The sequence below is a fragment of the Lysobacter solisilvae genome, from assembly GCF_016613535.2.
GTDB lineage: Bacteria > Pseudomonadota > Gammaproteobacteria > Xanthomonadales > Xanthomonadaceae > Agrilutibacter > Agrilutibacter solisilvae.
Genome location: NZ_CP071518.1, coordinates 1,946,674 through 1,960,545, shown reverse-complemented (window position 1 = coordinate 1,960,545; position 13,872 = coordinate 1,946,674). Strand labels below are relative to the sequence as shown.

At 68.4% G+C, this 13,872-nt stretch carries 12 protein-coding genes and 2 pseudogenes; 4 read left to right on the top strand and 10 right to left on the bottom strand.

What is annotated here, in order from left to right:
- Positions 1–18 precede the first annotated feature (18 nt).
- Positions 19–255, bottom strand: coding sequence for a hypothetical protein (locus tag I8J32_RS08675; RefSeq protein WP_200610886.1), 237 nt, complete (start codon positions 253–255; stop codon positions 19–21).
- A gap of 137 nt (positions 256–392) precedes the next feature.
- Between I8J32_RS08675 and typA the strand changes: the two genes are divergently transcribed.
- From typA to I8J32_RS08655, 4 genes and pseudogenes are all read left to right on the top strand, one after another.
- Positions 393–2,222, top strand: a complete 1,830-nt coding sequence (gene typA, locus I8J32_RS08670) for a translational GTPase TypA (protein ID WP_200610884.1) — start codon at positions 393–395, stop codon at positions 2,220–2,222.
- 46 nt (positions 2,223–2,268) lie between these two features.
- Positions 2,269–2,814: a DUF2127 domain-containing protein gene (locus I8J32_RS08665; protein WP_245156459.1), complete on the top strand. Its 546-nt coding sequence runs from the start codon at positions 2,269–2,271 to the stop codon at positions 2,812–2,814.
- A gap of 16 nt (positions 2,815–2,830) precedes the next feature.
- Positions 2,831–3,220 carry a hypothetical protein gene (locus I8J32_RS08660; RefSeq protein ID WP_200610880.1) on the top strand — a complete coding sequence of 130 codons (390 nt, stop codon included), beginning with the start codon at positions 2,831–2,833 and terminating at the stop codon, positions 3,218–3,220.
- 251 nt (positions 3,221–3,471) lie between these two features.
- Positions 3,472–5,045 (top strand): annotated as a pseudogene (locus I8J32_RS08655) (amidase).
- Between the two features lie 138 nt (positions 5,046–5,183).
- Here the strand turns inward: I8J32_RS08655 and I8J32_RS08650 are convergent.
- The 9 genes and pseudogenes from I8J32_RS08650 to I8J32_RS08610 all read right to left on the bottom strand — a co-directional run bounded on the left by I8J32_RS08650 (position 5,184) and on the right by I8J32_RS08610 (position 13,840).
- Positions 5,184–6,579 (bottom strand): annotated as a pseudogene (locus I8J32_RS08650) (class II 3-deoxy-7-phosphoheptulonate synthase).
- Between the two features lie 168 nt (positions 6,580–6,747).
- A complete protein-coding gene (locus I8J32_RS08645) occupies positions 6,748–7,260 on the bottom strand; it encodes a disulfide bond formation protein B (protein WP_200610875.1) in 513 nt (170 codons plus the stop codon).
- Between the two features lie 43 nt (positions 7,261–7,303).
- Entirely contained in the window at positions 7,304–7,744 is a 441-nt protein-coding gene (locus I8J32_RS08640) for a tellurite resistance TerB family protein (RefSeq protein ID WP_200610872.1), read from the bottom strand.
- A gap of 35 nt (positions 7,745–7,779) precedes the next feature.
- Positions 7,780–9,606: an ATP-binding protein gene (locus I8J32_RS08635; RefSeq protein ID WP_200610869.1), complete on the bottom strand. Its 1,827-nt coding sequence runs from the start codon at positions 9,604–9,606 to the stop codon at positions 7,780–7,782.
- 73 nt (positions 9,607–9,679) lie between these two features.
- Positions 9,680–10,387, bottom strand: coding sequence for a PspA/IM30 family protein (locus tag I8J32_RS08630; protein WP_200610867.1), 708 nt, complete (start codon positions 10,385–10,387; stop codon positions 9,680–9,682).
- 35 nt (positions 10,388–10,422) lie between these two features.
- Complete coding sequence (locus tag I8J32_RS08625) at positions 10,423–11,280, bottom strand: hypothetical protein (RefSeq protein ID WP_200610856.1); 858 nt, start codon at positions 11,278–11,280, stop codon at positions 10,423–10,425.
- A gap of 1 nt (position 11,281) precedes the next feature.
- Positions 11,282–12,136 (bottom strand): hypothetical protein, encoded by an 855-nt coding sequence (locus I8J32_RS08620; RefSeq protein WP_200610854.1) that lies wholly within the window; start codon positions 12,134–12,136, stop codon positions 11,282–11,284.
- Between the two features lie 19 nt (positions 12,137–12,155).
- Complete coding sequence (locus I8J32_RS08615) at positions 12,156–13,037, bottom strand: ABC transporter ATP-binding protein (protein WP_207526867.1); 882 nt, start codon at positions 13,035–13,037, stop codon at positions 12,156–12,158.
- Complete coding sequence (locus I8J32_RS08610) at positions 13,034–13,840, bottom strand: ABC transporter permease (protein WP_200610842.1); 807 nt, start codon at positions 13,838–13,840, stop codon at positions 13,034–13,036. The genes I8J32_RS08615 and I8J32_RS08610 overlap by 4 nt, the downstream gene beginning before the upstream one ends.
- Positions 13,841–13,872 lie beyond the last annotated feature (32 nt).

The window sequence follows — 13,872 nt, the reverse complement described above, 5'->3', positions numbered from 1 at the left end:
ATGTAGCCGACGGCCTGTTCAGGACACCTGGCGCAGGTGGGCCACGGCCAGCCAGGCGGCCGCGAGCGCACCCAGCAGGCAGGCCGCACCACCGGCCACGAGCAGGGGCAGCCTCAGCACCGCCAGCGCACCCTGGGCCAGCGGGGCCTGCGGGTTGTACTGCATGAACAGGCCCAGGCCCAACAGGACGATACCGACCGCGTCGACCGCCAGCAGCCACAGGGGCGGCTTCCATCCGGTCCGGATGCGCGTCATGGGAGGGCCTCGGGCCGGGACATTCAGGGAAGGATACCGCAGGCCGCCGGGGAGACGGGACGCGGGTACCCGGTCCGGGCTATAATTTTCGGCTTCCTTCCGCTGCCCAGGCGCCGTTCCCCGGTGCCCATCCCCGCATGTCCATTGAACGCCTGCGCAATATCGCCATCGTCGCCCACGTCGACCATGGCAAGACCACCCTAGTCGACTGCCTGCTCAAGCAGTCGGGCACCCTGTCCGAACGCACGGTGCTGGCCGAGCGCGCGATGGACAGCAATGACCAGGAAAAGGAACGTGGCATCACGATCCTGGCCAAGAACACCGCCATCACCTGGCAGGGCAACCGCATCAACATCGTCGACACCCCGGGCCACGCCGACTTCGGCGGCGAGGTCGAGCGCGTGCTGTCGATGGTGGACTCCGTGCTGATCCTCGTCGACGCGATGGACGGCCCGATGCCGCAGACGCGCTTCGTGACGCAGAAGGCCTTCGCGATGGGCTTCAAGCCGATCGTGGTGGTCAACAAGATCGACCGCCCCGGCGCGCGTCCGGACTGGGTGATCGACCAGGTGTTCGACCTGTTCGACAAGCTCGGCGCGACCAACGAGCAGCTCGACTTCCCGATCGTGTACGCCTCGGCGCTGCACGGCTACGCCAGCCTCGACGACAGCGCGCGCGACGGCGACATGACCCCGCTCTACGAAGCGATCATGAAGCACGTCGCGCCGCCGCAGGTGGACGAGGACGGCCCGTTCCAGATGCGCATCAGCCAGCTGGACTACAGCAACTTCGTCGGCCTGATCGGCATCGGCCGCATCCAGCGCGGCAAGGTCCGCCGCAACATGCCGGTGAGCGTGATCGACCGTGAAGGCAAGAAGCGCCAGGGCAAGGTCCTGCAGGTGCTCGGCTTCATGGGCCTGGAGCGCATCGAGGCTGAGGAAGCCGGGGCCGGCGACATCGTCGCCATCTCGGGCGTCGCCGACCTGTCGATCTCCGACACCGTCTGCGCGCTGGACGCCCCGGAAGCGCTGCCGGCGCTGACCGTGGACGAGCCGACGATCAGCATGACCTTCCAGGTGAACAATTCCCCGTTCGCCGGCAACAAGGACCTGAGCGGCGGCAAGTTCCTCACCAGCCGCCAGCTGCGCGAGCGCCTGGAGCGCGAGACGCTGCACAACGTGGCGCTGAAGGTTGAAGAAGGTTCCGACCCGGACAAGTTCCTGGTCTCCGGCCGCGGCGAGCTGCACCTGTCGGTGCTGATCGAGAACATGCGCCGCGAAGGCTTCGAGCTGGCGGTGTCGCGTCCGGAAGTCATCATCAAGGAAATCGACGGCAAGCTGATGGAGCCGATCGAACAGCTGGTGGTCGACATCGAAGAGCAGCACCAGGGCGGCGTCATGGAAAAACTGGGCACCCGCAAGGGCCAGCTGAAGAACATGGAGTCCGACGGCAAGGGTCGCGTGCGCCTGGACTACATGATCCCGGCCCGCGGCCTGATCGGCTTCCAGAACGAGTTCCGCACCCTGACGCAGGGTTCGGGCCTGCTGTTCCACGTGTTCGACCATTACGGCCCGAAGGAAACCGGCGCGATCGCCAAGCGCATCAACGGCGTGATGATCGCCAATGCCGCGGGCACGACGCCGGCCTACTCGCTCGGCCCGCTGGAAGAGCGCGGCCGCCTGTTCGCCGCTGAAGGCGACCAGGTGTACGAAGGCCAGCTGATCGGCATCCATTCCAAGGACAACGATCTCACCGTCAACGCGATCAAGCCCAAGCCGCTGACCAACATGCGCGCCTCGGGCAAGGACGACGCGATCAAGCTGACCCCGGCGATCAAGTACACGCTGGAGCAGGCGCTGGATTTCATCGAGGACGACGAGCTGGTCGAAGTCACCCCGAAGGAAATCCGCCTGCGCAAGAAGTTCCTCACCGAAAGCGATCGCAAGCGCGCCTCGCGCGCCGCCTGATCGCCGTTGCATCGGACGCTGTGACGCGGTGACGATGATGGGTCCCGTGCCGGACCTCGCCCTGTGCGAGGTCCCGGCCACCGCCACGCAGGCCCGGACGGGCCTGCACGCGGTCGCGCTGTTCGAGTTCTTCAAGGGCGTGCTCGCCCTGCTGGCCGCCGGTGGGCTGGAAATGATCGGCCCGCTGGTGCTGCGCGGGTGGGTCCACACCGCCGCCGCCGCGCTGGGCCTGGACGCCCGCGACGAAGCCATCGCGACGCTGTCGCAGGCGCTCAATCCCGATTCGATCCACCTCGCCGCCGGCATCGCCGTGCTCTACGCCGCCATGCGCCTGGTCGAGGCGCTGGGCCTGTGGCGTGGTCGCGCGTGGGCTTCGTGGCTGGGCTGCATCGGCGCGGCCGTGTACCTGCCGTTCGACCTGTATGCGCTGGTCGTCCACCCGGGCGCCCTGCTGGTCGGCGTGCTGGTGGTCAACGTGTGGGTGGTCTGGGTGCTGGCACGCGACCTGATGACGCGGCGTCGGGCCAGCCGCGCGTCGTCGCCACCCGCCACGATGCACGGATACGACCTGCAGTCCTCCCGCCACGCCTGAGGCACGGACCGACGCCATGAAAGCTTCGACACCATTCCGACCCCGTACCGTGGTGATCGCGGTGCTGATGCTGGCGGTCGGACTGTCGAGCGTGCTGCTGTTCTCCCTGCAGATCCTGCAGAGGATCCCGCCCGCGCCGCTGGTGACACTCATCCACGCCGTGCTGTCGATCGGCTTCCTGGTCATGGGTGGCGTGCTGGTGGCCATCTGGCGCGGACACAACTGGGCGCGCTGGGTCTGCGCGCTGATGGTGGTGATGGGGCTGGCGCGCGCATTGCCGGCCCTGCTGGCGGTGGAGTCCACTTCCGTCCAGCTGCTCGGCCTGCTGCCCCTGCTGCTGCATGTCGGCGGCGCCTCGCTACTGTTCGCGCGCTCCAGCATTCCCTGGTTCGTCCGGCGCGCCTGACGGGCTCGCGCGCGCGGCAGTGACGGGCCGCGCCACCGCTCATCGGCCCTGCCGAACCGCAGGCCGCGTGATTTCGCGGCAGCGTGACGACCGACACGCTTGCCCCCTCCCCCCGCCCCTTGTCTGCACGTCACGCGCCGCGCCATGCTGCCGCGTCCGCGCCTGGCGCGGCCATGCACTGCATGTCCGGGGAAAAACCGATGTCGAATCCGAGCCGTCTCCACGGCCGCAGCCGCCTGCTGGTCGCGGCGATGGTCCTGCCCCTGTTGGCCCTGTCGGCCAGTTGCGACCGCCTGGGCCTGTCCGGGGCGCCGCAAGCGCCCAAGGCCAGCTTGGACGTCACCGAAGTGGACATCTCGACGCTGGCCGCGCGGATGCGGGCGGGGGAACTGGACAGCAGCACGCTGACGCGCGCCTACCTGGGACCGCATCGCCCGGATCGATGATGCGGGTCCCACGCTCAATGCGGTGATCGAACTCAATCCCGAAGCCCTCAGCGAAGCGCACGCGCGCGATGCCGAGCGCCGCGCCGGGCGCGTGCGCGGGCCGCTGCACGGCATTCCGATCCTGCTCAAGGACAACATCGACGCCACGCCGATGGTGAATTCCGCCGGCTCGCTCGCCCTGGCTTCGCACAAGCCGCGGCAGGACGCATTCGTGGTGCAGCGACTGCGCGCCGCCGGCGCGGTCATCCTGGGCAAGACCAACCTGAGCGAATGGGCGAATTTCCGTTCCACCCGTTCGACGTCGGGCTGGAGCGCACGCGGCGGCCTGACCCGCAATCCCTACGTCCTCGACCGCAGCCCTTGTGGCTCGAGCTCCGGCACCGGCAGCGCGATCGCGGCCAGCCTCGCAGGTGCCGGCGTCGGCACCGAAACCGACGGCAGCATCCTGTGCCCGGCGTCGGTCGCCGGCCTGGTCGGCCTGAAACCGACGGTGGGCCTGGTCAGCCGCAACGGGATCATCCCGATTTCCAACAGCCAGGACACGCCGGGCCCGATGGCGCGCAGCGTGACTGACGCCGCGATCCTGCTGGCGGCGATGGTCGGGCGCGACGAAGCCGATCCGCTCACCGGCCACAGCGTGGGTCGGGCGGTGTTCGATTACCCGCAGCACCTGCGCGCCGATGGCCTGCGCGGCGCACGCATCGGCGTGTTGCGCGACAAGATGGGCGTCAACCCCGACATCGACGCCGCCATGGAACGCGCGATCGCCACGATGCGCGCGGCCGGTGCGGTGGTCGTCGACGCGCGGATCCCGACCGAAGGCCAGTGGAGCGCCGGCGAACTGGACGTGCTGCTGTACGAGTTCAAGTACGGACTGGAGCACTACCTCGCACGACAGCAGGCCCCCGTGCGCACGCTGGCGCAGCTGATCGAATTCAACAAGCGCCATGCCGGCAAGGAAATGCCGCACTTCGGGCAGGACCTGTTCGAGTTGGCCAACGCCAAGGGTGAACTCGGCGATCCGGTCTACCTGGACACGCGCAGCGCCATCCGCCGCATGGCCGGTGTCGAGGGCATCGACGCCGCGCTGGGCGAACAGCGGCTGGATGCGCTGATCGCGCCGACGATGGCCCCGGCGTGGACGGTCAACCAGGCGGTGGGCGACCCCTCCGTGCCGGCCGGGTACGGCGCCGCGGCCGTGGCGGGGTATCCGAGCCTCACTGTTCCGATGGGAGACAGCCGGGGGCCTGCCGCTGGGCGTGGTCTTCATGGGCACTGCGTGGAGCGAACCGAAGCTGCTGCAGCTGGGCTACGCCTTCGAGCAGAGGACGCGGGCGCGCAAGGCACCGACGTTTCTGCCGACGCTGGCCAAGCAGTAGCCAGGTGTTCGCCGACGACCCGCGTTCGCGCGGGTCGCCGAGCCACTGCGGCAGCAAATGGTTTCGCCGCCGCTGCTTCGCAAAGAAAGCAGCCAGAACCGCACAACGCGTGGAGGCGCGCCACGCCTCCGCCCTGCCCTACCCGCCGCCAGGCATCCCCAGGCGCGCCTGCTTGCGGACGATCAGCATCGCGATCTCCATCGCCTGCTCGTAGTTCAGGCGCGGATCGACGCAGGTGAGGTAGGCGCGTTCCAGGTCGGTTTCGGTGAGCTCGCGCGCACCGCCGAGGCATTCGGTGACATCTTCGCCGGTCAGCTCCAGGGTGGACGCCGCCCAGGCGCGTGCCGGCCGCGGCGTGCAGGTCGAAGGCCTGCTCGAGTTCGCCGCGGATGTTGGCGAAGCGGCGGGTCTTGTAGCCGTTGCTGGTGCTCTCGGTGTTGCCGTGCATCGGATCGCAGATCCACAGCACGCGGCGGCCTTCGCGCTTCACGGCCTCCAGCAGCGCCGGCAGGCGGTCGGCGATGGCTGCGGCGCCCATGCGGTGGATCAGCGTCAGTCGGCCGGGCTCGTCGTTCGGATTGAGCACGTCGACCACGCGCAGCAGCTGGTCCGGCGTCACCGAGGGACCGATCTTCAGGCCGACCGGATTGCGGATGCCGCGGAAGTATTCGATGTGCGCGCCGTCGAGCTGTGCGGTGCGCATGCCGATCCACGGGAAGTGCGTGCTGAGGTTGAACCAGCCCCACTGGCGCGGCACCTGCCGCGTCTGCGATTCCTCGTAGGGCAACAGCAGTGCCTCGTGCGAGGTGTAGAAGTCGACCCGGTTGAGGTTGTGCACCTCGCTGCCAGACAGCGTCTCCATGAAGCGCACCGCGTCGCCGACGCCGTCGACCATCCGCTGGTACTCGTCGGCCAGCGGTGAATGGCCGACCCAGCTGAGGTTCCAGTACTCGGGATGGTGCAGGTCGGCGAAACCGCCGTCGATCAGCGAGCGGACGAAATTCATCGTCATCGCCGAGCGCGCGTGCGCCTTGATCATGCGGCGCGGATCGGGCGTGCGCGCCTGCGCGGTGAAGGGCGGCGCGTTGATCATGTCGCCGCGGTAGCTGGGCAGCGTGACGCCGTCGATGGTCTCGGTATCGGCCGACCGCGGCTTGGCGTATTGCCCGGCGAACCGGCCCACGCGCACCACCGGCAGGCGCAGGCCATGCACGAGCACCAGGCTCATCTGCAGCAGCACCTTGAGGCGGTTGGAAATCACCTCGGGCGTGCAGCCTTCGAACACCTCGGCGCAGTCGCCGCCCTGGAGCAGGAAGCGCTTGCCTTCCTGGGCCTCGGCGACCTGCTTCTGCAGCGCGAGGATCTCCCAGGACGTCACCAGCGGCGGCAGCGCGTGCAGCTCCTGCAGCACGCCTTCGAGCTCGGTCGCGTCGGGATACGTGGGCATCTGCAGCGCGGTGCGCTGGCGCCAGCTCGACGGCGACCATTCGGACGGCAGGTGAACGGCGCGGACGGAGCGGTCGGAAGCGGACATGGCGAAAGCAACCTGAAAACCTGGAGGGGGCGAAAGGGGATGCTGCGATGCAGCGAACCCCATCATGTCCCCGAAAAGCAGGCCCTGCAACGGTTGCAGCCGCAACCGCTCATTCCCGGTTTGCATGATCGCTGTGACCGCGCGCGAGCGGCCACGGCGGGCGCGCCGTCAGCGGCGGCGAAATCCCACGTAGCCCGCCCACAGCAGCAATGCGACAAACCAGACCAAGCTCCAGGCCGGCATCGACAGGCCCAGGAACGTCCAGTCGACCTTGCCGCATTCACCCGAGCCGGTCAGCACCTTGCGCACGGCATCGAGATAGCCGCTGGCCTGGACCATGAATTCAAGCGGCGCGCCGCAGCTGGGGCGGGCGTCCTCGGGCAGCGTGGTGATCCAGACATGGCGGGCCGCGATCGCAGCGCCGACGGCGGACGCGAGCAGGGCCAGTCCCGCGTACACGCGCCGGCCCGCGGCCCCGCCGGGCGCGTGCAGCGCCCCGAGCAGGAACGCGAGCGCCGTCGCCGCGAAGGCGACCCGCTGCAGGATGCACAGATTGCAGGGGTCGAGCGGATTGACGTCGCGGAACTGCGTGTAGAACGCGAAGCCGAGCAGTGCGGCGCAGGTGGCCAGACCCAGGGCGCATTGCGCGCGGAAGGACCAGGCAAGGGGATTGGGATTCATGCAGGCACGCTTCGACGATGGAAGGATGGGGGCTTGGTGTGCTTCAGGACTGCTTGAGTTCCCGGGCGACTTCGCCCAGGGCGTCGATGTTCTCGATGCGCGCGATCTGCTGCATCAGATGGTCGCTCACGCCGTCCTCGATGGTGGCCAGCTGCTCGGCCGAGAGCCCCAGCGCCTGCGCGTGCGCCGCGACGCGGGCGCGCTCGGCGGCGGAATAACGGCCGTCGGCGTAGGCCAGCAGCACGCATGAATGCACGAACACGCCGCGCAGTTCGATCGAGTCGAGCACCTGCGCGGCCTGGGCGATGTCGAAGGGCGTTGCGGCCAGCACCGAGAGGTCGCCTGCGCCGCCGAATTCGCCCTGCGCGGCGCCGTAGAACTCCTGCACGAGCATGGTTTCGGCGGGATGCACGCCGTCGGTGTTGGCCAGGTCGTAGAGGCCGTGGGCGATGATGCGGGCCTGTTGCGGAGTGAGGTCGTTCATGGGGGAATCCTCGGTGGGGCCGGGTTCGGCCTGGATCACAGGTGGAGTTCGCGCTTGATCTGCGCGAGGGCGTCGCGCAGCTGCACGGACGGCAGGTCGCGGTACTTGGCGGGCAACATCGAACGGCGCGAGCATTCGAACACGGCCAGCAGCTCCATGTACTCGAGCATGCGCGCATCGCGCGAGGGCAGGTAGTCGTTTGCGGCTTCCTCGAAGTGCTTCCAGCCCGCGTCCACGCCGTCGCGCTGCGCGACGGCGAGCGCCTGCAGCACCACGGCCTCGAGGTCGGCGTTCGAGTAGCCGATCAGCTTCTCGACGACAGGCGAAGCGACAAGGTCGGCTTCAGGAATCGGCAGCTGGTAACGGCGGCACAGCGCACCCAGCACGGCGGCCACATCCTCGCGGGTGTCCATGTAGAAGAAGGGGATCTTCACGTCCAGGCGGCCCGCGCGCTTGATGTCGATGTCGAGCTTGTCGGGGCGGTTGGTCATCAGGACGAACAGGACCAGACCACGGTTGTCGGTGTCGCTCATGAACTCCTTGATGCGCGCCACCACGCGCGAGGACGTGCCGCCGTCGCCATCCTCGCTCTGGCTGCCGAAGCTGCGGTCGCCCTCGTCGATGATGAGGATGATCGGACCCAGTGCCTTCACCATGCCCAGAACCTTCTCCAGGTTGGCCTCGGTCGAGCCGACCCATTTGGAGCGGAAGTTCTTGAGCGTGACCGCGCTCAGGCCGGAGGTCTTGACGAAGGCCTTGGCGACGAAGGTCTTGCCGGTTCCCATCGGGCCGACGAACAGCATGCCCATCGGCGCGCGCAGCCGGTCGCCGGACTTGAGCGCTTCGGCCACGCGCAGCAGCTCGGCCTTGATCGCCTCGTTGCCGCCGACGGCATCCAGGCCGTGGCGTGCGTCGACGAACTCGATCAGCCCGGCGCATTCCTTCTCGATGATCTCGCGCTTGCGCCGGTGGACCAGTTCGATCACATCGGCGTACGGATCTCGGTCGTCGTGCTCGGGCAGCGGGTGCTCGGGATTGATGAGGTTGCGGATCTCCTGCGCCTCCATGCCCGCGGTGACCGCCGTCAGCTTGTCGGCGCGCGCAGCAGCGTTGGCACTGTCGCCCAGCAACGAGAGGACCAGCGCGCGCCGTTCGGCCTCGTCCATGCCCTTGTCCAGGCGCGGCCGCAGGATCTGCGCGATCTGCACGGCGCGCAGGCCCGCGCTGTGTTCGGCCAGGCGCGCGACGTGCGGGTCGTCGATGTCCGGGTCGCAATGCCGGATGATCGCCGCCCGCTCGGCGGCGTCGGGAAGCGGAACTTCGATCGCCGCGATCCGCGGATTGGCCACGAGCTTGGCGTTGAGCTCGGCCAGCGATTCACTGAGCAGGAAGACGATGTTGTCGCCGCCGGTGAGCCACTGGCTCTGCGACCAGCGGTGCAGGCGGATGGCGTTCATGCGGTCCTGCTGGGCGAGCAGGTTCTCCTCGCCCGCGGGCGCCACGCTGCCGGCGTAGTTGATGATGACCGCATGGTGCACGCCGCCCGACAGGCGCCGCTCGATGAAGGCCAGCGGATCGCCGCCCTCGGCCATGGCGCGCAGCGCGGGCTCGGCAACCGTCCGGTCCTCGCCCACCGCACGCAGGCCTTCCGACGGGTCATAGGCGATGACATGCTGCTTGTTGCCGGCCAGCAGCACCTGCGACAGGAACTCGATCACGTCGTACTGCCGCCCGTCGTAGAGGATCTCGTCGAAGACGTTGCGATACAGCACGAACATGCCGGTCTCGCCGCCCAGGTACTTGCGGCGGACCGTTTCGGCCCAGGCGGGCAGTGCGGGCTTGTCGGCGGGTGCGGTCGTCACGGGCGGCGGGTAGCTCGAAGGAGGGGACTGAGAAACGCGACGGCGGCGGCGGCGGCGTCGCCCCGCCCTGCCCTTACATCTGGCGCTGCGTGGACGCCTGCGCGGCGCGCTGGCGCTTGAGCTCGTCGAGCTTGGCCTGGGCGGTGATGTTGCCGCTCTGGCTCTGCAGCTTCTTCAGGCGCACGTCGAGATCGGACTCATGCAGTTCGCGCGCCAGCTTGGCCTCGGAGACGGTGTTCTTGATGTGGTCGCGCACCTTGTCCAGCGCCTGCACCTCGGCGTCGACGGACAGGCCGTCCAGCTGCCCCTGGATCGCCAGCCGGGCCTGGGCGCTCTTCATCTGCGCCAGCATGCGGTCCCGTTCGGCCTTGAGCTTGTCGATCTCGCTCTTGACCGACAGCAGCGCGCTCTTGGCTTCCTCGGCATCGCCGTTGGCCTGCTGCATGTCCTGGTTGAGCTCGGCGATGGCCGCGTCCAGCGCTTCCTTCTTCTGGATGAGGATCAGCGCGATGTCGTCCTGCTGGGTGGCCAGCGCCGCCTCGAGGTCGCGGTTGACCTGGTCCAGGGCGCGCTGGTCACTGGTGAGGCGGGCGTCGATCTCCTCGCGACGACGCACGATCGCGGCGGTGGCGCTGCGCAGCTTCGTGTACTTGTCGACCATGCCGCGGATCGCGTTCTCGTAGGCGATCTCGGGATGGTTCTTCTCGATGTCGGAGACCCAGAGCGAGACGAAACCCCGCCACAGGTTGGCCAGGCGCGCCATCAGGTTGACAGAGGACATTCGGTCTACTCCTTTGCTTGTTCGTGCGTAGAGGATCAGGGGGTCGCGTCGGAATTGACGCGCTGGAAGAATTCGCGGTGGTCGCGGGCGAATTCGCGGAAGCCGCGGTGCAGGTGGTCGCGCAGGCCGTCGTGTTGCGCCTGCGGCACGAAGCGGAACGCCAGCCGGACGCCCTGGGTTGCCCACTCGAAGTGATCGGCCTCGGCACCGCCGCCGTGCCCGGAGTGGATCGCGATCCACTGGTATGCGCGGTGTTCCTGCCCCGCGATGTTGACGCGGGCATCCTTCAGGTACGCCACCAGTTCCGGCGCCAGTTCGTGCAGGGTGCGATCGATGATCGAGAACTCCTGGTCGGCCAGCAGTTCCGAGCCCAGGTGATACCCGATGCCGGCGAACAGGTGCGGCAGATCGTCCGGCGTGCCGTTGCCGTACCCCGCCGCCACGCGTGCGTTGAGCGCGCTGAGCCAGGCCGGGTCGGACAACACGCCGGCGAGCGCGTTGTCGTCCATCGCCTGCGCCTGCCGTGCGTGGTCGATGGCGCCCTTGAGCATGGACTGCGCCAGGCAGCGGTGGGTGTCGCGATGGACGGTATCGCGGTCGTCGAACTCGTCGCGCGCCGCGTCGAAGAAGAAACTCGCGACGTAGACGCTGCGGTCGGCGATCGCGGCGATCGGCTGCGCGGCATCGACGAAGCAACCGCGGGCACGGCCGATCTTGCCGGCGAGCGTGGCCACGCCGGAGCCGAAGAAGCCGTTCCAGCTCGAATAGCGGCCGAGAAAGCGCAGGCGCGAAACCGGATGGGCCAGCGCGGCGGCGAGCGTATCGCGCACGGCGTCCTGGTGCTGCCGGAAATCGCAGAGCTGCTGGAGTTCGGTGGTGGTGACGGTGCTCATGTCAGTGCTTCTGCGTTTGGGCGGCGGCGCGGACTACTCGCTGTGGCAACGCCTGGTCCAGTTCGACGGTGTAGGAAGTATCGAGTTCTTCTTCCAGGCGCAGGCGCTCGATCGCTTCCTGCAGCTGGCCGCGGGCATCCCCGGCCGCGGGGGTGGTGATGAGGGTCTGGTAGATCTCCTCGACGGTATCGGGCAACGAAAGCAACGCGGCGTCGACGGCAGCCTTGCGGCTGGCCAGGCGACGGTGGCGCTGGATCAGTTCCTCGAGGTCGGCCTTGGCCTTGACCAGGCTGCGACGATCCGCGTCGTCGCCGGCGATCTTCTTGCCCAGGTCGGCGGCCCGGCGCTGCAGCTGGCCGACATCCGCCGATTCCAGTCGCTCGGCCATGCTCAACTCGCCCAGCCACAGGCCCAGGTAGTCGGCCGTGGCGTCTTCGAGCTTTTCCAGTTCGTGGGCTTCCAGGGACGTGCTGCGGTGCCGCAGCAGTTCGGTTACCGAGGCCACCCGTTCGCGCAGGCGGGCGAAGGTTTCCCAGTTGTCGTGCTCGTCGCCGGCGCGTTGCAGGATCTCCTCGCGCAACTGGGCGATGCGGGCCTCGCGCTGGCGCACACGATGGCGGCGATCGACCCTGTCACGGAACGTGGGCGAGGACGGGATGAACAACGCAGCGATGGCCTCGCCGGCCCCGAACGCGATCAGGGGCAGCGCCGCGCCCGCGAGGCCGAAGGGAAACGAAAGCACGGTCGCCGTGATCACCGACACCAGGCCGATGTTCACGTTGATCGGGCTGGTCAGCATCTCGCCCAGGTAGGACGGCTTCTGGTTGACCGGCGCTCTGGGATCCAGGGAATTCACTTCGTCGCCTGCCACCGCATCATATCGAGACCGCCACGGTGCCGCGGCCGGCGCTCTTGGCGTGCAGCTGGTTCAGGACGCGCTCCTCGAGCTTCACGGTGTCGGTGGCGCGTTGCCAGGTGGCGCTGCGCGGGCGCGGCTCATCGATGGTGAATTCGTCCGCGATCCGCGCCGGCTGCGTGGACAACACGGTGACGCGATCTCCCAGTGCGAGCGCCTCGATGACGTCGTGGGTCACGAACACGATCAGGCAGGGCCGGCGTACGTAGAGGTCGTTGAGCAGCTGCTGCATCTCCACGCGCGTCTGCGCGTCGAGGGCGGCGAAGGGCTCGTCCATCAGGAGGATGCGTGGCTCCAGCACCAGCGCACGGGCCAGCGCGACACGCTGGTTCTGGCCGCCGGAAAGCTGCGCCGGGCGCAGCGCACGGTGCTCCCACAACCCGACGGCCTTCAGGATGTCATCGACCCGCGCGGACCACTGCGCCTTGGCGACGCGCTTGCGCCACAGGCCCAGGCGGAACGGAAACGCAACGTTGTCCCACACGCTCAGGTCCGGGCGGTTCGCGTAGCGCTGGAACACCATTACCGAATCGTCGTGCGCGCCGACGCAGGGCGCGCCGTCGATCAGCACCGTGCCCGAGGTCGGCGTGGCGACGCCGATCGGACGGACGCCGCCCATCATGCGCAGCACCGTCGACTTGCCGCAGCCGGAAGGCCCGAGCAGCATGTTGATGCCGGGCCGGTCGTAACGCAGGCTCAGGCTGTCGACGACCCGGGTTACGCCCTTGCCGTCGGCGGTCGGGTATTCCTGCACGATCTCGCGCAGTTCCAGGCTGACCGCGGCGGGCGCCGTAGCGGCGCTTCCCGTTGCCGATGTCGCGGCGGAGGCCGGCGTGCTCATGCTTCGGTCTCCCACGGATACAGGCGGCGTTTGGCGTAGCGCATCAACTGGTAAGTGATCAGGGCGAAGGCGATGATCACGATGATGCCGGCAAACACCTGGTCCATCGCCGAGAACCGGCGCGCGTTCTGGATCATCTGGCCCAGGCCCTCGCGGGCATTCACGTACTCGGCCACGGTGATGTAGGTCCACATCACCGAGGTGGCCACGATCACCGCGTCGGCGATGCGAGGCATCGCCATTGGGAGCACGGCGTGGCGGACGGCCTCCCAGGGCGTGGCGCCCAGGTCGCGGGCGCTCACCCAATAGGCCTGTGGCACGGCCTGCACGGCGTCGCGCACCATCGGCACCAGATAGACCACGGCGCCGGCATACAGGAACAGCACCTTCATCCACTCACCAATGCCGAACCACATCACCATGATCGGCAGCAGCGCGACGACGGGAGCGGAACGGAAGGGATCCACCAGCGGGGAGAACATCGCGTTGATGCGCGGCGAGGCGCCCATGATCACGCCCACCGGGATGCCGATGGCGACCACCAGGGCACCGGCGGCGAGGATGCGCCCCACCGACCAGATCGTCGCGTTGAGCAGCAGGCTGCGACCGTTCTCGCCGTCCCAGGCAAGGTAGGCCATGGCCTTGGCGACGTCCCATGGCGCGGGCAGCTTGTTGGGACTGACGATGGACAGGCCGGCCAGCACGGCCCAGATCGCGAGCACGGCGACAACCGCGCCAATGCCCAAACCGCGACGCTGTGCGGGCGGGAGCGATGCGTAGGGATTCCAGAAGGTGCTGTCCATTCGGATCAGGAAGGCGCTCGACGATTAGGGAG

What these genes read in the sequence shown, in the direction of transcription:
- I8J32_RS08675 (WP_200610886.1), bottom strand. Translation starts at nt 255, where the DNA reads ATGACGCGCATCCGGACCGGATGGAAGCCGCCCCTGTGGCTGCTGGCG.
- typA (WP_200610884.1), top strand. Translation starts at nt 393, where the DNA reads ATGTCCATTGAACGCCTGCGCAATATCGCCATCGTCGCCCACGTCGAC.
- I8J32_RS08660 (WP_200610880.1), top strand. Translation starts at nt 2,831, where the DNA reads ATGAAAGCTTCGACACCATTCCGACCCCGTACCGTGGTGATCGCGGTG.
- I8J32_RS08645 (WP_200610875.1), bottom strand. Translation starts at nt 7,260, where the DNA reads ATGAATCCCAATCCCCTTGCCTGGTCCTTCCGCGCGCAATGCGCCCTG.
- I8J32_RS08640 (WP_200610872.1), bottom strand. Translation starts at nt 7,744, where the DNA reads ATGAACGACCTCACTCCGCAACAGGCCCGCATCATCGCCCACGGCCTC.
- I8J32_RS08630 (WP_200610867.1), bottom strand. Translation starts at nt 10,387, where the DNA reads ATGTCCTCTGTCAACCTGATGGCGCGCCTGGCCAACCTGTGGCGGGGT.
- I8J32_RS08625 (WP_200610856.1), bottom strand. Translation starts at nt 11,280, where the DNA reads ATGAGCACCGTCACCACCACCGAACTCCAGCAGCTCTGCGATTTCCGG.
- I8J32_RS08615 (WP_207526867.1), bottom strand. Translation starts at nt 13,037, where the DNA reads ATGAGCACGCCGGCCTCCGCCGCGACATCGGCAACGGGAAGCGCCGCT.
- I8J32_RS08610 (WP_200610842.1), bottom strand. Translation starts at nt 13,840, where the DNA reads ATGGACAGCACCTTCTGGAATCCCTACGCATCGCTCCCGCCCGCACAG.